Source organism: Lactococcus cremoris subsp. cremoris KW2 (assembly GCF_000468955.1).
Lineage (GTDB): Bacteria > Bacillota > Bacilli > Lactobacillales > Streptococcaceae > Lactococcus > Lactococcus cremoris.
The window spans coordinates 878,636-897,388 of the sequence record NC_022369.1 but is presented as its reverse complement, the minus strand read 5'-3'; the positions used below and the strand labels follow the sequence as shown (position 1 = coordinate 897,388).

At 35.4% G+C, this 18,753-nt stretch carries 19 protein-coding genes; 1 reads left to right on the top strand and 18 read right to left on the bottom strand.

What is annotated here, in order from left to right:
• Nucleotides 1-28 precede the first annotated feature (28 nt).
• From KW2_RS04350 to KW2_RS04275, 18 genes are all read right to left on the bottom strand, one after another.
• Nucleotides 29-928, bottom strand: coding sequence for a DMT family transporter (locus tag KW2_RS04350; protein ID WP_011675866.1), 900 nt, complete (start codon nt 926-928; stop codon nt 29-31).
• A gap of 182 nt (nt 929-1,110) precedes the next feature.
• Nucleotides 1,111-2,388 carry a malate transporter MleP gene (locus KW2_RS04345; protein WP_003131417.1) on the bottom strand — a complete coding sequence of 426 codons (1,278 nt, stop codon included), beginning with the start codon at nt 2,386-2,388 and terminating at the stop codon, nt 1,111-1,113.
• Between the two features lie 14 nt (nt 2,389-2,402).
• The gene (locus KW2_RS04340; RefSeq protein ID WP_021037030.1) at nt 2,403-4,025 is read right to left on the bottom strand and encodes a malolactic enzyme; all 1,623 of its coding nucleotides are present in this window, start codon (nt 4,023-4,025) and stop codon (nt 2,403-2,405) included.
• A gap of 413 nt (nt 4,026-4,438) precedes the next feature.
• Complete coding sequence (gene abc-f / locus KW2_RS04335; RefSeq protein WP_021037029.1) at nt 4,439-5,989, bottom strand: ribosomal protection-like ABC-F family protein; 1,551 nt, start codon at nt 5,987-5,989, stop codon at nt 4,439-4,441.
• Nucleotides 5,990-6,099: 110 nt separating this feature from the next.
• Complete coding sequence (locus KW2_RS12095; protein ID WP_011675863.1) at nt 6,100-6,261, bottom strand: hypothetical protein; 162 nt, start codon at nt 6,259-6,261, stop codon at nt 6,100-6,102.
• A gap of 272 nt (nt 6,262-6,533) precedes the next feature.
• On the bottom strand, nt 6,534-7,295 hold the full coding sequence (locus KW2_RS04330) for a (S)-acetoin forming diacetyl reductase (protein ID WP_011835462.1): 762 nt from the start codon (nt 7,293-7,295) through the stop codon (nt 6,534-6,536).
• Between the two features lie 34 nt (nt 7,296-7,329).
• Nucleotides 7,330-7,455: a hypothetical protein gene (locus KW2_RS12335; protein ID WP_275450696.1), complete on the bottom strand. Its 126-nt coding sequence runs from the start codon at nt 7,453-7,455 to the stop codon at nt 7,330-7,332.
• Between the two features lie 7 nt (nt 7,456-7,462).
• Complete coding sequence (locus tag KW2_RS04325) at nt 7,463-8,389, bottom strand: 2,3-butanediol dehydrogenase (protein ID WP_244878747.1); 927 nt, start codon at nt 8,387-8,389, stop codon at nt 7,463-7,465.
• Nucleotides 8,390-8,615: 226 nt separating this feature from the next.
• Entirely contained in the window at nt 8,616-9,860 is a 1,245-nt protein-coding gene (locus KW2_RS04320; RefSeq protein WP_011835464.1) for an FtsW/RodA/SpoVE family cell cycle protein, read from the bottom strand.
• Nucleotides 9,861-10,071: 211 nt separating this feature from the next.
• Entirely contained in the window at nt 10,072-10,677 is a 606-nt protein-coding gene (locus tag KW2_RS04315; protein ID WP_011675860.1) for a TVP38/TMEM64 family protein, read from the bottom strand.
• Nucleotides 10,678-10,686: 9 nt separating this feature from the next.
• A complete protein-coding gene (locus KW2_RS04310; RefSeq protein WP_021037028.1) occupies nt 10,687-11,103 on the bottom strand; it encodes a CvfD/Ygs/GSP13 family RNA-binding post-transcriptional regulator in 417 nt (138 codons plus the stop codon).
• Nucleotide 11,104: 1 nt separating this feature from the next.
• Nucleotides 11,105-11,695: a peptidylprolyl isomerase gene (locus tag KW2_RS04305; protein WP_021037027.1), complete on the bottom strand. Its 591-nt coding sequence runs from the start codon at nt 11,693-11,695 to the stop codon at nt 11,105-11,107.
• 99 nt (nt 11,696-11,794) lie between these two features.
• Nucleotides 11,795-12,601: a Cof-type HAD-IIB family hydrolase gene (locus tag KW2_RS04300; protein ID WP_021037026.1), complete on the bottom strand. Its 807-nt coding sequence runs from the start codon at nt 12,599-12,601 to the stop codon at nt 11,795-11,797.
• Nucleotides 12,602-12,671: 70 nt separating this feature from the next.
• Nucleotides 12,672-13,301, bottom strand: coding sequence for a LuxR C-terminal-related transcriptional regulator (locus tag KW2_RS04295; RefSeq protein ID WP_021037025.1), 630 nt, complete (start codon nt 13,299-13,301; stop codon nt 12,672-12,674).
• Nucleotides 13,302-13,328: 27 nt separating this feature from the next.
• On the bottom strand, nt 13,329-14,327 hold the full coding sequence (locus KW2_RS04290) for a sensor histidine kinase (RefSeq protein ID WP_021037024.1): 999 nt from the start codon (nt 14,325-14,327) through the stop codon (nt 13,329-13,331).
• Nucleotides 14,324-14,953: a cell wall-active antibiotics response protein LiaF gene (liaF, locus tag KW2_RS04285; RefSeq protein WP_021037023.1), complete on the bottom strand. Its 630-nt coding sequence runs from the start codon at nt 14,951-14,953 to the stop codon at nt 14,324-14,326. The genes KW2_RS04290 and liaF overlap by 4 nt, the downstream gene beginning before the upstream one ends.
• A gap of 147 nt (nt 14,954-15,100) precedes the next feature.
• Entirely contained in the window at nt 15,101-15,433 is a 333-nt protein-coding gene (locus KW2_RS04280) for a metal-sulfur cluster assembly factor (protein ID WP_003131392.1), read from the bottom strand.
• Between the two features lie 188 nt (nt 15,434-15,621).
• A complete protein-coding gene (locus KW2_RS04275; protein ID WP_021037022.1) occupies nt 15,622-18,021 on the bottom strand; it encodes a YhgE/Pip domain-containing protein in 2,400 nt (799 codons plus the stop codon).
• Between the two features lie 161 nt (nt 18,022-18,182).
• Here KW2_RS04275 and KW2_RS04270 point away from each other — a divergent pair, with 161 nt between their 5' ends.
• The gene (locus KW2_RS04270; protein WP_011675849.1) at nt 18,183-18,716 is read left to right on the top strand and encodes a TetR/AcrR family transcriptional regulator; all 534 of its coding nucleotides are present in this window, start codon (nt 18,183-18,185) and stop codon (nt 18,714-18,716) included.
• Nucleotides 18,717-18,753 lie beyond the last annotated feature (37 nt).

The window sequence follows — 18,753 nt, the reverse complement described above, 5'->3', positions numbered from 1 at the left end:
ATAAGAAAAAGAAACCTACTGGTTTCTTTTAAGCTTGTTCTGATTTTGATAAAAGAATAACTGAAACAATAACCATAACAATCCCCACCATTTCTAGTAGTGTTAATTTTAATCCAAATAAGGGAATACTTAAAAAGACAGAGGTTAGTGGTTCAGTGGCCGTTGCAACCGAAACAACAAGAGGTGATATTAGCTGGAATGCTCTTAAAAGCAACAAAAAAGCCAATGCTGTTCCCACTATAGAAATCGTCAAAACATAAAAAATTGAAAGAGGTTCAATTCGGAAATTAATCCGCCAAACCGGATAAAAGATATTACAAGCAATTCCCGCAAGCATCATTCCCCATCCAGTCATATTGAGCGCCCCATACTTATCCAATAAAGGACGTGGAATGATAGAATAGATTACGACCGCAACACCCGCAAGAAGGCCTGTTACAAGGGCAAGTGGACTAATTGAAAGATGTTTGATATTTCCATTTGTAATCAATAAAAAAACACCTATCATTGCTAAAATGACAAATAAGACCGATTTAGGTTTTGGCACTTGTCTTTGGAAAATGAATAAATAAAGCATAATAAAAACGGGTGCTGTATATTGTAAAATTGTCGCCGTGGCACTGTTAGACAATTGAATGGCAACATAATAAAAATACTGAACAGAGAAAACTCCACCAAAAACATACAAAAAGAGCGTTGGCATGTTCTTTTTTGATTTCCAGACATCAAAAAAACGCTTATGGTCTCGCGAATAAGACATGGCCAGTAAAATAATACCAGCAATCGTTAAACGTGTTGATGTAATCCAAAGTGGGCTACCATGATAGTCACGGAAAAAAAGCTGACCAAAAATGCCAGAAATTCCCCACATACAACCGGCAACAACTGCATAGAGCGTGCCTTTAAAAATTTGTTTTTTTACATTCATTTTTATATTATAGCATATATCAAGAGGGTTTCACGGGGTTCAATCATCATTATATTTTTATATATTACATTGTTAACTCTAAAGGAGTTTCAAGAAAAACTAAGTTAAATACAAACTAAATATTATGGTGAAAATATATAAAAAACATTTTAAATAAAATGTTTTTTTAGGTTATGGTTATTTTAATAAAAGAATCGGATAAGAATTCCACCGAATATGAGGACAATTGCACCACAGAGTCTATTAGCCATCTGAGCAAAAGCAATCATTTCCATTCGATCTGATGCAGACAAGACAGCAATGTTACCTGTTCCACCCATAGAATTATTGATCATCCCTGCACCAATGGCAGTTTCGACCGGATAAAGTCCAAAGAGACGAGCCAAGAACCAACTAGCAAGTCCCATTACAACAACACTTGTCAAGCAAAGTACAACAAATTGCCATGTAAATGCTGAAGCAAGAGTATTCAAGTCAATCAAAGCAAGACCAATACCTGCCAAAACAGCGTGAGTAAGGTTTGTCATAATCACTTGGTTAAACATTACAACAGATTCTTCTAAATCTTTAGGAACAGTATTCGTAGCTTTTAAGATAAATACAATAATAATCATAAATGCATATTGATGAATATTAGGGAAGAATTTGTTCAAGATGTCACCAGCCATCAGAAGGGCAAAGGCAAAGAGCATTCCTGTTCCGATTTGTTGAGCATCTAATTTTATTTTAGGTTTAGCTAATTCTTCTTTAGTTGCTGCAACAAGGGTACCATGTCCATTATATTTAGATTTGTTGAATACTTTAGCGATAGATAAGGCACCAATAATCGCAAGAATATTACCAAAAGTAACTGCTGGAGCAAGTTGAGAGAAGATAGCTGCTTGGTTTCCATGAGCCAATCCGGCTGCATAGATTTGAGAAAGCGGAGTAATTCCGGCTCCCATACCACCTGACATCATTGGCATAGAAACATACATTACAGAATCAGCAAATCCATTACCAATAAGCATTCCTACAAGACCTACTGAGAAGAAACCAATAACCATAGTGATTAAAGCAATCGGAATAAATTTCTTGGAAGCTTTAACCAAAAGATTTCTGTTCATTCCTAAAATAGATCCACAGATAAGTGCAGCTATATAAAAATCAAGAAATCCAAATTTTCCTCCCATAAAATTGGAAACTGCTCCAATAACATTAGATGGAACAATATGGAAGAAAGATAATAAAGTGGCACCAATTAATGTGAAAACAGAGCCCCCACCTAAGTATGAATTCATAATAGGTAGTTTTTCTCCTATGAAGTATAATAGGTGACCTAATGTTACAAGTAGGAGAGTCAATCCTACCATATCAAGTGGAAGTTTTCCCAATAGTGTTACGACTATGATGACAGCTACGAAAAAGGCATACAAGGGAAGACTAATTCCCGATATTTTCGTTTCTTTAAGTTTTTTCATTTAAGATATTCCCCTTAGTACTCTGGATACCATTTAAGATCACGAACCGCTTTAGCCATATCAGTTTCTTTAGATTCAGTAAGACCTTGTTCTTGTGCTTTCTTAGCAACTGCTTCTGCAACTTTAATTGATACATCGGCAACAAATTCAAAAGGAGGAAGAACAGGAGCACCTGGTTTACCTGGGTCTACTAAACCGCTCAATGAGTGTGCAGCAGCTCCGATCATTTCATCTGTCAAAAGTTTTGCTTCAGATGCCAACATTCCTAAGCCCAAACCTGGGTAGATAAGTGAGTTATTTGCTTGACCGATTTGATAATCAACACCTTTGTAGTTGATTGTTCCTGAAGGAACACCAGTAGCGACAAAAGCTTTTCCATCAGACCACTCAATAACTTGTTCAGCAGTAGCTTCCATTTTTTTAGTTGGATTTGAGATAGGGAAGATTACTGGACGCTCTGTATTAGCACACATAGCTTCAACAACTTCTTTTGTAAAGGCACCTGGATTAGTTGAAGTTCCTACTAAAATAGTTGGTTTTACTGTCTTAACAATATTAAGAAGATTAGTCATATCTCCAGCATCTTTATAATCAGCACGTTTTTTAGCAAATGGTTTTTGAGCTGGTGTAAGGTCATCCATATCATCAAAAAGTAGACCTTGTTGATCAATCATGAAGAAATGTTTGTAAGCTTCTTCTTCAGAAAGACCTTCACTAACCATTTCCGCATGAACACGACCAGCAATACCTGCACCAGCTGAACCACCACCATAGCAAAGGTATACTTGGTCAGTTAATTTTTCACCTGTAATGTCAAGTGATCCAAAAATACCACCTAAAACAACAATACCAGTTCCTTGAATGTCATCATTAAATGTAGGGATTTTTGTTTTGTAGTTATTTAAAATTGTGGCAGCATTTGAACGACCGAAATCTTCCCAGTGAAGGTACAATTTAGGGAAAATTGATTCTGCAGTTTCTACAAATTGATCAACGAAACTGTAGTATTGGTCACCATAAATACGTTCTTGGTGATTTCCAAGATACAAATGATCTTCCAAAAGTTCTTTTCTATTTGTTCCTGCATCAATAACAACTGGAAGTACAGACGCTGGATCAATACCTGCTGCAGCTGTATAAATCATTAATTTACCAACTGAGATATCAACACCTTGAGTTCCCCAGTCTCCGATACCAAGAATTCCTTCCGCATCAGTTACAACAATAAGGCGAATATCTCTATCACCTGCTGCATTTTTCAATGTTTCAGTAATGTTTTCAGGGTGGTTAATATCAAGATAAGCAGCATATTGCGGATCTACAAATAAATGACTGTAGTTTTCAATTGTATCAGCAATTGTTGGATCATAAACAACTGGATTAAATTCTACAATATGTTTATTAAATAAGTAGTAAAACAAAGTACGGTTTGTATTGAAAATTTCCATCAAAAAATGACGTTTTTCTAAATCAGATGGTTTTGTCAAATATTGTTCGTAAGTTTGTTCAGCTTGTTCCTCAATTGTTTGAACAGTTGGTGGAAGAAGACCAATCAACCCCAATTCTTGACGTTCTTTCATAGTAAAAGCTGTTCCTTTATTTAAAAAAGGATTGTTTAAAATTTCATGTGCACGCATCGTACAACCTCCATAAAAATTATAATTAATGTTATTACTTTATTACTATAAACTTCTTTTATCGTTATAGTCAAATACCCAAGTGTTGATAAATTTCATTTATAACAAACCAATAATGTAACTGACTACATAAAAAGTTCTATGAAAAAATATTTGATTCCTAGTCAAAGTTTTTAGTAATACTCAGCTTATAATCGTTAAACTATGATTTTCCCTAACCGCTTTATCATCAGGTTTTATGGGCATCAAACGGAAGTTAACTAACAATTTCTGTCAAGCAAATGTTTGTCTATCTGAAGTACCTATTTTTTAAATTAAAGAAAAATCATCCTATTTTATGAATTACCATTTCCTATTATATGATAGTATTCTAAAAAAGTAGAGTAAAATCACTCTACTTTTGTTTTTTAAAATTAGGTATCTTTTAGATTAATAATTTGATTACAAACTTTTTCAACAAAGGCTTGGTCATGTTCAACTAAAAGCATTGTCGGCTGACTATTTTCCAGAAGTTGGACAATCTGTTCATGATTAAAAACATCAAGATAATTAAGAGGTTCATCCCAAAGATAAAGCTCTGCTTCTTGCGACAAACTGCGAGCTAATTCAACTTTTTTCTGTTGTCCTTGACTCATTGTTTCTATTTTTTGCGTAAACTGCTTACGCTCCATGCCTAGCTTTCTGAGGTTGGAAAGAAATAATTCATAATCCAATTGATTTTCGGTAGCAAAATCTTTTAGATAGCCACAATTATCATAAATCTGACGAACAAATGATATTTTTATTCCTTGCGGAAGTTGAACAAATCCGTTGTACTCTCCAGAAAAATTTCCAGATAAATATTTGATAATACTTGATTTCCCTTGACCGTTTGGTCCGACAATTGCTGCAATTTCTCCTACTTTCAAGGAAAAATCAATTGGTTGAAATAGTATTTTTTTATCAAACGCCAAGGAAAACTTTTCAAACTGTATCAGCCTTCTATGGTGTGAGGGTTGAAAATTCATGACTAGGGGGTCAGTTTTTTCGATATTTTTGAGTAATTTCTCTTTATTCTCAACTTCCTGCCCCATTCGTTTTTCAATTGCTTTTGCTCGTTGATTTTGTTTCTTGGCAACTTTTTTATCCACAAAAGTTGCACCAGCAACATTTTCACGTTGATTGGACCAATCTCGTTTTTCCAACGAAGTCCTTTTCAACCTTGAAATATCTTTACGTAATCTTTCATCTTCAGCAAGTTCAAAATCATCACGCAGTTTTTTTTCTTGCTCATAAGTTGAATAATTTCCTTGATAGAGAATAACTTGTTGACGTTCAATCGCCAAAGTATGGTCACAAACCTCATCAAGAAAATTTCGGTCGTGTGAAACAACAATGAATCCTGATTTTTTCTTGAGATACTGAGCAACGACTTTTCGACTAGCCATATCCAAATGATTGGTTGGCTCATCAATCAAAGGAAAATTCGTTTCGTCCAAAAATAAGATTGCCAATAGACATTTTGTTTGCTCCCCACCAGATAAACTTTCAAAAGGGCGCCATAATACCTCTAAATCAACTTTTAAAAGAGATAATTCACGTTCTAATTCCCATTGTTCAAATTCGGCCAATTCATTTAAGAGATAAAAGGTCAATTGTGACTTTCTGTCAGTAATATTTACTGACAGACTTTCTACAAAATCCCCCTTAAGTGTCTCTTGATTCCTTGATTCAGATGATATTTTTTCATCATTTAAATCTTCTTCTGTCAGTAGTTGTGGAAAGTAAACAAAATTTTTATCAGTAATAATCGAGCTATCAGTAATTATTTTCCCCTCTAATAGCTTTAAAAGTGTTGATTTCCCGCGGCCATTTCGTCCAACTAATCCTAATTTCCAGCGGTCATCAATATTTATTTGGGCATGGTCAAAAATTAGGTTTTCTCCATAACCAAAAGTTAAATCTTTAAATTCAATATTTGACATTTAATTCTCCTCTCATCTGTGAGAATTAAGAAATTGAATTTGAGGAGAAATGTCTCAGTAAGACAGATATTTATTTGTATTGCTGAGAATTTCTCTTATTTCTCTGAATCTCAAATTCCCGCTTTTCGTGGAGCATTAATTTTTGCTCCATGCTGATTTTGCTTGGTTGCTTTTACGGCTGTCAGTCCATTTGTATTTTTTTCAGCAAATTGCGGTTTATTTTTCTTAATTTGTTCTAGTCTAGCTTGCATTTCTTTTTGTTTTTGATTCATTTTTTCTCCTTTTATATAAAAAGCTCTTCTCACAACTTAGGTGAAAAGAGCTTTAAAAGACACAAATTCTGGCAAAACGCCCAAATTTGAAGCATAATAAAAGCCTATTTTCTCTAAGTTGTGAACGCAACAAAAACACTCGATTTGACGAATATTTTTTAAAGTTCCAAACTTAGATTTTCAATAGACCTTACCTCATTCATTTATTTAAAATAATTATAGCATAAAATAAAAAGAACTGTCAAGATAAAAACTTGACAGTTCTTTTTTGATTAATGAAATTGCATTCCACCATCAACAATAATTGTTTGACCCGTAATATAATTAGAATCAGGACCAGCAAGGAAAGAAACCACATTGGCCACGTCCTCAGGCTCTGACAAACGTTTCATCGCAATATCTTTGGCAAAAGTCTGCATGCCCCATTCGTCATCTTTACCTGCATTTTTACCCACTTGATGTGCAATATCAAACATCATTGGTGTTTTAACAATCCCTGGTGCATAGGCATTAACTGTAATTCCTTCTTCTGCTAGATCGCGAGCGGCAATTTGTGTCATTCCACGAACAGCGAATTTTGAAGAAGAATAAAGCATTAGGTTAGGATTCCCAACGACACCTGCTTGCGAAGTTGCATTAATAATCTTACCACCATGACCTAGTTTACGGAAAAGTGCTGTGGCTGCCTGTGTTCCCCACAAAACTCCACCAACATTAATATTATAAACTTGATGAAATTGTTCAGGAGTAATTGTTTCAATCGGAGTGGTTGGGGCGATTCCTGCATTATTTACTACTACATTCAAATCACCAAATTTTTCAACAACAGCTTCTAAAGCGGCAACTACTTGGTCACGGTCAGAAACATCTGCTTTAAGAGCAAATGATTCGCCACCAAGTTCCTTAGCTGCTTGTTGAGCTGTTTCTTCATTGTAATCAATGATTGCGACTTTAAACCCATCATTATATAAACGTTTTGCGATAGCAAAGCCAATTCCTTGACCTGCCCCAGTAACTGCTGCAACTTTAGACATCTTTATTTCTCCTTTAAATGAGTGAAATTTATATTTATAGACCTTTTTCAGTTGGTGAAACTAAAATCTTAACTGCTGTTTCATTGTGATGAATCAAAGTATCAAAACCTTTATCAATCAGGTCATCTAAGCCAATTTTACCTGTAATAAATTGATTCAATTTAATCTTACCAGTTGCAAGTTTTAGGATGAGTATTATTATAAGCAATAGTCCCTAAAAGATTAGCTTCTTTAATGACTAATTTTGCCATGTCAACACTAGCTGGTTTACCCCAAATTGCAACGATAACAACTGTTCCACCCATGCGAATAGAATCTAAACAAGCATCAAATCCTGGTTGAACAGAAGTACATTCAAAAGCGGCATCGACTCCTTTTTCATTAATTTCATGAACTTTTGCTTGAATATCATCTTCAATTGGATTAAAGAAATAATCAGCAACTTCTGCTTCTTGAGCTTTTTTACGACGCAAACCACTAGGCTCACTAATAATTACTGTATGCCCTTGAGCTTTGGCAACTGCAGCTGTCAAAAGTCCGATTGGACCAGCTCCAACAACGAGTACCGTACTCTTTTCACTCAAATTAGCACGTTCAACAGCATGATATCCCACAGAAAGTGGTTCAATTAGTGCTGCTTCATCTAATGGTAAATCGTCAGGAATTTTATGTACCCAACGTTCATCAACTGAAATTTTTTCAGCCAGACCGCCGCCATTTCCGCCCAAACCAATAAAGTTTGATCCTTCTGAGAGATTGTAATGTCCAGTTTCACTTGTATCAGTACCTTCGGGAACGATATAAGGTTCAACAACGACATGGTCACCTACTTTGAGCCCACTTACCCCTTGACCTACAAAGTTTACAATACCAGACATTTCATGTCCGAGAGTAACTGGTGGAACTTCACCTGTAATAGGATTTGGATGTTCTGCTGATGGACAAAAAATTGGTCCATCTAAAAATTCGTGCAGATCTGTACCACAGATTCCACACCAAGCCACATCTATACCTACTTGACCAGCTTTTACTACTGGTTCATTAATTTCTTCAACGCGAATATCTCCGCGATCATAAAAACGTGCTGCGCGCATAAAAACGCCTCCTCTGAATAGGATGGTTGTCGTTTCAGGCAATCAATAGTATTTAATTTTGAGATTTCTCTCACAAATTTATTTTATCATTTATTTTAAAAATTTACAAAAAATTAAAGCGTTTTCCACCTTGCTATATAAGACTTATAGACAGATTTAAGGTAATAAAAAAACTACTAACATTTCTGCTAGTAATCTTCATTTTTTATAAGAAGCTAAGAATTTTTTAAGTTCTATTTCTACGACGATTTTTACGACTATCTCCCTTGACTGGAATCTGTCTTTGTTCTCTGACGAATTCTGGGAGCTGATTATATTTCATCGATAGGACAAGTCCTAATCCAATGATATTGGACATCAAAGCCGAACCCCCTTGGGAAATAAATGGTAGAGGGATACCCGTTAATGGAACAACCCCAATAGCAGCTCCAATATTTTCAAAGACGTGGAAAAGAATCATCATGATAATACCGGTTGAAATATAAGTATAGAACTGATTATTTGAGTTAAAAGTCACTCGAATCATTCGATAAATCAACATGAAGTAAAGAAAAATCAAGAATGCTGAACCAACAAATCCGAAATCCTCAGCAATAACTGTAAAAATCATATCTGATTCACGGACAGGAACATTAACATTGGCAACGCCAATTCCTTTACCCCAAAGTCCTCCCACTCCGACAGAAATCAAAGAACGTGCTTGTTGAAGACTGAAGGTTTGCGAATACTCAAAGGGATGTAACCAAGCAATAAAACGATTGACTTGATATTTTGCAAAACTTGTACTTTCAAGAAACTTCTGTCCTTCTGGAGAAGCAACTAAAGCCACAATCCCACCTGCGACTGCTGCTACAAAAAGAAAAGCTGGCGCCAGTATTTTCCAAGAAACTCCAGATACTAAGACAATCCCAGCAAAGATTGCCGCAAATACCAAGAAAGTCCCAAAGTCCTTTTGAAATACTGACAAGATTGCGACAGGAATTGTTTCAAGAATCAAAAGTCCAATTAAGCGAAAATCGTCTTTGAGGACTCTCTTTTTCAAATTGTTTTGGAAAGTTACTACAATTCGGGCTGAAAATAGAATGTAGGAAAGCTTCATAAACTCTGAGGGCTGAAATAAATTCCGTCCACCAAAAGCAAGCCAGTTTTTTGCACCTGTTGAGGCATAAGTCGCTCTATCATAGAAGAATATCGGCAAAATCATCAAAATCAGACCTAAAAGATAGAAAAATGGGGTTAAATTCCATAAAAATCTTGAATCCATGTGCATGACTATTAAGGCAACGAAGAGCCCAACGATTACCCAGGTTCCTTGTTGAACTACCAGAGTTGTGGCTTGTGCCGGATGATCGTGACTTACTGCCACATAAAGTGCGTAAAGACCAATTAAAATTAACATAAAGGCTGGTAATATAAGCCCATAATCAATTCTTGAATCAAATGTAAATCTATTTACTTTCTTTTTGTTCAAAACTAGCTCCAGTCAGTTTAATATTGTTTTAGCCTTATAAAATTTATTTCAAAAAATCATAAATCCCTTTTAATCTGCTAAAACAACTTTATTATTGAGGTGACTTCTCTTTTAAAATCATAAATCCATTCTATTATACAATTTTTTCGAATGATTTGGGCGTTCTTTATCAAAATTTCGACAAAAAAACGCTGAAAACACTTTCAGCATTTTATAAAAAGTGCCCAAGAACATCTCCTCCAAAAATAAGAAGATATGAATAGAGAAGAATTGGTAATGGTTTACATAATAAGATACTCCAAGTGAAGAATTTCCAACTCATTTTTGTTTGACTAGCAATCAAAACTAGAGCGTCGTCTGGGGCAATCGGTGATAAAATAAGGAGCGCAAATACGATATTAAAGCGCTTTTGTCCTTTATCTAACCAAGCCATGTATTTATTATATGTTTTTTCTTTGACGAAAGTCTTAGCTAGCGAGGAGCCATATTTTTTCCCAAAGTGGAAAAGCAAAAACGAACCCGCAACAATTCCAAAGTAATTATAAATAAATCCCCAAACGGGCCCAAAAATCATGACACCGGCGGCCATTGTGATTCCGCCAGGTATGATTGGGACGATTACTTGTAAAACTTGCATACAAAGGAAAATCAGCGGCCCCAAAAAACGGTGGGCGACAATCAATTGTTGCAAGACGGCTTGATTTTGAAAAGCACCCAGTCGCCACAGATAAACTCCGCCGACAATTGTAGCCACAAAACCTAAGATGGTAATTACATTAAAAACTCGTTTGACATATCTTAATACGTTATCATTCAAAGAAAATCCTCACTTTGGACATTTTTTTGCTTTAAGATAGGCCTCATTTTCTTCAATCCAACTAGGTAGAGAGTGAGCAAGGGTTTTAAAGCCAATCTTGTCTCGTGAATCAGTAAAATGTTTTTTTCGGTAGATATGATGAACTTGTGGATTTTTTTCAAGACTTCGGATTGACAAGCTAATTTTGCCATTGTATTCATCAATATCGATGATTTGGGCCATTATTTTTTGCCCAATTTTAGCAATATCATGGATGCTCTTGACATATCCGGATTGAATTTCAGAAATATGAATCAAACCTTTTTGTTCAATTTTCTCATTGGTTTCTGGATTTTGCAGGAAAAACTTTACAAATGCACCATAATCCTGCATTCCAATGATTTCAACTTCAACAATATCTCCGATTTTAGGACTTTTTTTATCCATTTTATGGCTCGATAATCTCAACTGATTCAATGACAACATCGTCAACTGGTTTATCTTGTGCACCCACACGTACAGCTGCGATTTTATCAAGGACTTTGTAGCTTTCTTCATCAACTAATTGACCAAAAACAGTATGTCGACCGTCAAGATGCGGAGTTCCACCATCAGTATATGTTTCTGCTACTTCTTCAGGCCAACCCCCTTGAATAAGAGAGTCCTTTGGATAAGGCAAGTTTTTATTTTGAACGATGAAAAATTGACTACCGTTCGTATTAGGACCGGCATTTGCCATTGACAAAGCCCCACGAAGGTTAAAGAGATCCATTGAGAACTCATCCTCAAATTTTTCACCGTAAATTGAAGAACCACCCATCCCAGTTCCTGTTGGATCTCCTCCTTGAATCATAAAATCTTTGATGATTCGGTGGAAAATCACACCATCATAATAGCCTTCTTTACTGAGTTCAATAAAGTTTTTTACTGTTTTAGGAGCAAGACTATCAAATAATTTGACAGTCATTTTTCCATGATTGGTATTAATAATTGCTGTGGTACCTTTGTAGTTTTCAAGATCAAGTTGTGGGTAAGTCATAATTTTTTAGTCGGCATTTCTATTTAAAAAATGCCTTCCTTTCTTCATAGTTTAAGTTACTGACGAATCTGTCAGTTTTATTTTTTCCTGACAGATTTGTCAATCAATAATTTTTAAGGCTTGTAGGGCTTTTAAGATTCCATCATTTTCGACCGAATCCGTAATATAATCAGCTTTTTCCAAAATTTCTGGATGAGAAACTTTCATCGCAACTGACAAGCCAGCAAAATCAAAAAGTTCACGGTCATTGAGTCCATCGCCAAAATTCAACATATTTTCAGATTTCAACCCAAGTTCTTGCAAGACTTGTTGACAGCCAATTGCTTTTGAGCCTTCAAGCGGTACAATATCTGAACTATTTGGATGCCAACGTACAAGCCGAATTTTGTCAGCCAAGTTTTCTGGTAACTTCAACTGATCATCATGATCCGAAATTGTCAACATTTGATAAATTTCTTCTGTTTGATAATAATCAGGATTTTCTTTCAGTTCAGCATAAACTGGACCAATTGCCTCACTTGCGATTTTATCCCATTTTGAAACGCGTAAGCTGTCAGCTGCCACAAATGAATACTCACTTTGTTCGGTTCTCAACCAAGCAATGATTTCCTCTACTAAATCCTTGGAAAAAGTGTTTTTATATAAAACTTTTTGATTGCGCGCATTTTCAACATAAGCGCCATTAATGGCCACGTAATAATCAGGTTTCAAGGCACGAACTTCTGGAACAACACCAAAAAGATTTCTTCCCGTTGCAATTCCGGTCATGATTCCTTTTTCATGAAGTTTTTTAAACACTTCATTGATTGATTCAGGCATAAATCCTGAATCTTTAACCCTTAAAGTATCATCAATATCAAAAAAGATAATTTTAATCTTTTGGGCTTTTTCTAATATTTTTTCCATTTATTTTTCACTCTAAATTTATTTGCACATTCTCAATTATATCATATTTCCAACTTGTTTTTCCTCAAGTTTATACTAAATGATGTTGAATGGCATAAATAGTAGCCTGAGTGCGGTCCGAAACTTCAAGTTTATTGAATATATTTGAAACATGTGTTTTTACTGTTTTTAAACTGATAAAAAGTTCGTCAGCAATTTCTTGATTGGAAAGTCCTGTAGCAAGAACTTTTAGTACTTCTAATTCTCTTTTAGATAAGTCATCATAGAGTTCATGCTTGCGATGCTTTTGTTGGGCAATTTTTTCTTTGACCGCGTCAGACAAAACGTCTTTGCCATTAGCAACTTTTCTGATTGCCATTGCAATTTCTGCGGCTTGTGAAGTTTTAAGAATATATCCTTTTGCTCCTGCAGCCAGAGCTGGAAAAACTTTTTCATCATCAATAAAACTTGTCAAAATCAAAATTTTTCTTTCAGGATTATTGGCCAAAATTTTCTGAGTTGCCCCAATACCGTCAAGTCTATCCATTACCAAATCCATCAATATAACGTCTGGATCAAGCATTTCTGTTTTTAAAAAACCTGACTCCCCATCGGCAGCTTCACCAACCACTTCAATATCGGGTTGGATATTCATAAAACTTGATAAACCAAGGCGCACCATCTGGTGGTCATCTACAATTAAAAGTTTGATTTTTTCCATTTTATTCTTTCTAAATATCTTTCATTTTTAAAGACTCGGCTTAGCTTTGGGGATAATAATCTCAACAGTGGTTCCCGAACCAGGCGCTGAAATCACTTTAGCATCTCCACCAATTAAAAGCGCTCGTTCTTTAATATTTGCTAAACCATAGCTCGCTGTTTTATCACTCGTTGAAACATCAAATCCAACTCCATCATCAGCAATTTTCAAGAAAATATTTTCTTGGGTTTCTCTTAAAGATACTTCAATGTGTTCGGCTTGCGAATGACGCAAAGTATTCGATAAAATCTCCTGAGCCATTCGAAAAAGGTTGTCCTCAATATTACTTGTTGCTTCAATATCAGCTAATTTAACAATAATATTTGCTGATATTTTTGCTTGCAATTCGTCTGTCAGTGCTGACAAGCCTTCTGCTAAACTCTTACCATCTAATTCTACAGGTCTAAGATGCAATAAGAGCGCCCGCATTTCGTTTTGAGCCGAATGGAGGACTTTCAAAACCAATTGAGTCTGTGTTTCGATTTGCTCTTTACTCAAGCTTTGGGTGGAACCAGCCACCGAAGATAAAATCATCGTTGCTGCAAATAGTTCCTGACTGACAGAATCATGGAGTTCTCGTGAAATCCTTTTTCGCTCTAATTCAATAATTTCAGCCTTGTCAGCAGATTTTTGCTTCGAGAGTTCTTGGAGTTCTGCCGACATATTCATAATTTTATCATGAACAGCTTGTAATTCAGGAGATTCGGGCTGCTGATTTTCTTCTAATAGCTTTATGTCATCTTGAAACTTTTGTTGAATACTCATGTTTTCAACATGATTAAACAAGGTAAAAATCAGCGCAAGTAATCCTGCAACTGATATAAATATCCATAAACCATAGAAATTATCACGAAGTTCTCTAATAATATTAGCGGTATTTAGACCACCCAAAGGTTGTCCACTATTCATCATTATGAATAGAAGAAGATACATAATAAGGATGATACTAAAAACTGCTAAAAAGGTTGTGAAAAGCGATTTTTTCATCCTCTAATCACCTCAATATTTCCTGAGTCAACACGAATATTTATTTTTATCCGTTTTTCTGCCTGATCTAAATTGTCACTAAAATAATGGATGTTACCCGCATTAATTTGTGCTGCCTCATTAAAAATCTTTACAAGTCCAGCATTTGTTGTTAAATCGAGCGCCACTCCCACATCGTCAGGAACAATAATTTTTGTATTACCTGTCATCTTTTTAATAGAAAGACTATTGCCAGAAGGTTTAAAAGTAACATCATCAAGATCAATGATATCATTTTGATTTTCATTCATGACTGACTCAGATTCATCTTGAGAAATATCTTCATAAGAAAAACTTCTTCCTTCTCCTTCTCGTGGATTATTTTTCCAAAAAACGATACAAACAATTGCTGGAAAAACGATGGCTAACCAAAACCAGCCAACCGTGAAGAGAATCATAACTGATATCGCCCAAAAAATGAAACTTATAATGCGTAGTACACGCGCACGCGAGCGCGTCGCCAATATCGTAAAGAGGATAGCTAAGGCAAGCACTACCCACATACGCGGTGTACTAATCACATGAAAAATCAATCCTAATACAATAAAAATTTCTATAATAAAGATTGCTTTCAATTTTTTATTCATAAGTCTATTGTATCAAAAAATATAGTAATTTTTATCGGACTTAAGACTTAATTTTTACTTAATTATTAGTGACGGAATATCTGTCAGTCATTTTATCAGAAAAAAAACTTTCCTTAGTAAAATTACTAAAGAAAGCTTTATTTATGTTTATCGAATCCCCAAAGCAATACGGGCGTAGCGGCTCATTTTATCTACTGTCCAAGCTGGATACCAAACCAAATTTACTTTGATTTCACCAACTTCTGGTACTTCTTTCAAAGCATCATGGATTTGCTCCGTCAACAAATCTGCCAATGGACACCCCATTGTGGTCAGTGTCATTTTAATTTCAGTAAATCCGTTATCTTCAAAGCTAATTTCATAAACTAATCCGAGGTTGATAATATCAATCCCAAGCTCTGGGTCAATGACGTTTTCAAGGGCAGAGAGAATTTTGTCCTTGATTTCATTCACTTGCTCTTCTGTGTATTTATCTGCCATTTTATCTCCTTAGGCTATCATAAAAAGCAAACCTTTGTAAGGTGAACGAGCTTGCTTTCTAGGACGATTCCAAATTGTCAAATTCTTTTTACAGCTTTATTTTACCAAATTTATTTTAAAATTTCTAGACAAAAAATTACTGACAGGTAAAAATTCAGTCTAGAAAGTTTCTGTCAGTAATTTTTATATTAAGCAAAGCGTGAGAATTTTTTGAAGAAACTCAACATGAATGTAAAGACGGCGATAATAACCACAAAGAGAATTGCTTCAGGTAAAATCGCGCCATTCAAACCAATTGTTTCACGTAGCATCTTTAATCCATAGGTCATTGGCAACCATGGACTGATGACTTGATAGATCTTAGGAGCTAATTGTAATGGATAGGTCCCAGCGCTTGTCGCTAATTGCAACACAAGAACGACAATCATGACAAACTCACCTACTTTTCCTAAAGCCGTTAAGAAGAAAGTATTTATAGCCATGTAAGCAAAACTTATCAAAAGAACGACTAATAGCATTTCCCACCAATGATTAGGACTCAAACCAAGAAGTGCCACTGCTCCCCAGACAATGATTCCTTGCAAAAGTGCAACTAAACCATTTGTGCCAATCTTAGCAAACATAAATTCGCGTCCTGATTTCCATTTTTCTCCTGAGAAACCAACTCCAATTACGACATTAGTGGCAAGCGCCCCAATAAAGAGTGCAACATTAATCATATAAGGAGTCATCCCAGCACCATTTACTGGCACATTATCATGGTCAGTATGTTTAAGTTTCAGTGGAGCGGCTACTTTTTTAGCATTTTCGTCAGTAGAATTTGTTGCTGACAGACTATCATCAGCCTTAGTTAAAGCTGTTGATAAATCAGTAGCACCTGTATTTAAAGTTCCCAAACCATTAGTTAAGCTTGAGCCACCATTTGCCAACTGTTGTGAACCCGTTGAAATTTGCTTTGCACCACTTGCCAATTGGTTTGAGCCAGAAGTTAATGATGGACCATTCGCTTGTAGTTGAGTCAATCCTGAAACTAATTGCATGGTTCCACTTTGCAAGTCTTTTGATTTACTTGCCAATTGTTGAGCACCAGCGTTTGCCTTAGCTACTCCGTCAGCATATTGGGTAAAGCCAGAACTCAATTTTTGTCCACCAGAGGTGAGTTGACTATTGAATGTTGTCAAACCAGTGTCTAGTTTATTCATTCCTGGTAAAATTTGACTATTTAAGCTACTATTCACACTATTTAAACCTGTAGAAAGGTCAGTAATTGTTTGACTTGCCCCTGGAACTAATGTTTTAAGATCAGCAATTTTTCCAAGCATTGGTAGTAGACTTGTAAGACTGTTTTTGACCCCTGTAATATTCTCATTTAATGAAACTAAATCAGCTTGAACCGCTCCGGCACCAACAGAATTATCTAATGCATTTCTTATATCTGTTTTCTGACTTTCGGTTAAAGTTTTAAAAGTCTCAGTACTTTCAACTGCTGCCTTAGAGGCTGCCACTTGATCATTAGCTAAATTTGTAACCGTAGCTCCAAGACCTTCCAAGTTTTTTTGGACATTAGCAGCCAAATTTGGGTCAATCGTATTTTTTTGTAACTCTTGATTTAATTCAGTAAGACCATTTTGCACAGCACTAATATTTTGCTGTTGAGTTTCTGATAAAGTTGTTTTTTGAGCCATTTGACTTAAGCCTTCAGATAGTTGTTGCACACCCGATTGCAATTGACTCACCGCTTCTGTACTTTGAGAAATCTGTGAAATTCCTGCTGACAGATCTTTAGATTTATCAGCCAAAGTTTGGGTTCCCTCAGCTAATTGTTGAGTTCCACTGACAAATTGGTCAGCACCTGAAGAAACTTGTTGTCCTCCATTTGCAGCTTGATCCACTCCTGAAACAAACTTATTTAGGCCAAAATTTAAACTATCAGCGCCATCATTAAAAGTTACACTAGAAGAGGACAAAGTGTTCAAATTATTAGTCAATTCTTTGGAACCTGACAGCGCTGACGAAGTCCCATCAGCTAATTTATTTGAGCCGTCAGAAGCTTCTTTCATTCCCGACTTCATATCACCAAGTTTAGCAAATATTTCTTTTGTATAAGTTTGGGTAATGTTTTTAGAAACCTCTGATTTCAGTTGATTCATCGCACTTTCACTCATTTTTGATGAAATATAATTGTGACCGCGTGTTGTTTGATAATCTAACTGGACTGTTTTTGGCTCCTTATTCATCAGTGTCGTCGCATTTTCTGAAAAGTTTTCTGGGAAAGTAATGACCATATAATAGTCACCTTTTTTTATTCCCTCAGAAGCTTTGTCTTTGGAAACGAAATGATAGTCTAAATCCTTTGATTTTTTCATCTCAGTAATGACATCATCACCAAGTTTGAATTTTTTACCGTTCAATTCAGACGTCTTGTCCAAATTTACAACTGCTACCGGTAAGTCATTTAGCTTACCATAGGGGTCCCACATCGACCCCAAGAAAATATAGTTGTAAATTGCTGGTACAAGCGCCAATGCAATAATAACAATAATAAAAAATTTGTGTTTTAAAATGGCCTGCCATTCCTTTTTTAACATCATTTCCCCTTTCTTTATGGACACAACGTCCAAAAACTGTTACAATATGTATTATAAACTTTTTAGAAAAATTGACAATTATTATCCATTCGCTTTTGGACACATTTAAATTTTTGTCTAATTGAAGCACTTTCATTCTAAAAAGAACGGAGGCCCCTATTATGTCTAATGACACCAGAAAAGATCGAACAAAACTTCAATTACGAGATGCCATGATTCAACTTTTAGGAGAAAAATCTTTTGATCAAATTTCAACCACAGAACTTGTAAAACTAGCTAAAGTCAGCCGAAGTAGTTTTTATACTCATTATCAAGATAAATACGATATGATTGAAGCTTATCAACGTCGACTCTTTGAAACTATCCAATATGTTTTTGAAAAAAACAATGGTGACCTTCATGCAACCATGCTAGAAACCTTTGAATTTTTAAAAGGGAATCAAATCTATGCTGCCCTACTTTCAGAAAATAGTAGTAAAGAAATCCATCAATTTATGCTCCAAAAGCTCAAAGAACTTATCCAAAGCTCTTTTTTCCCACAATCTAAACATCTAAAATTAGGGAAATTAGGAGAAATTTATGCAACAACTTACTATGCCAATGCCATTTTTGGCACAACTCAATCTTGGATTCGTCGCAAGCAAAAAGAAACCCCAACTCAAATAGCTGATTTACTTATAGAACTCATTAATTAACAAAACGCCTCTCTTTAAGAGAAGCGTTTTTTAATAT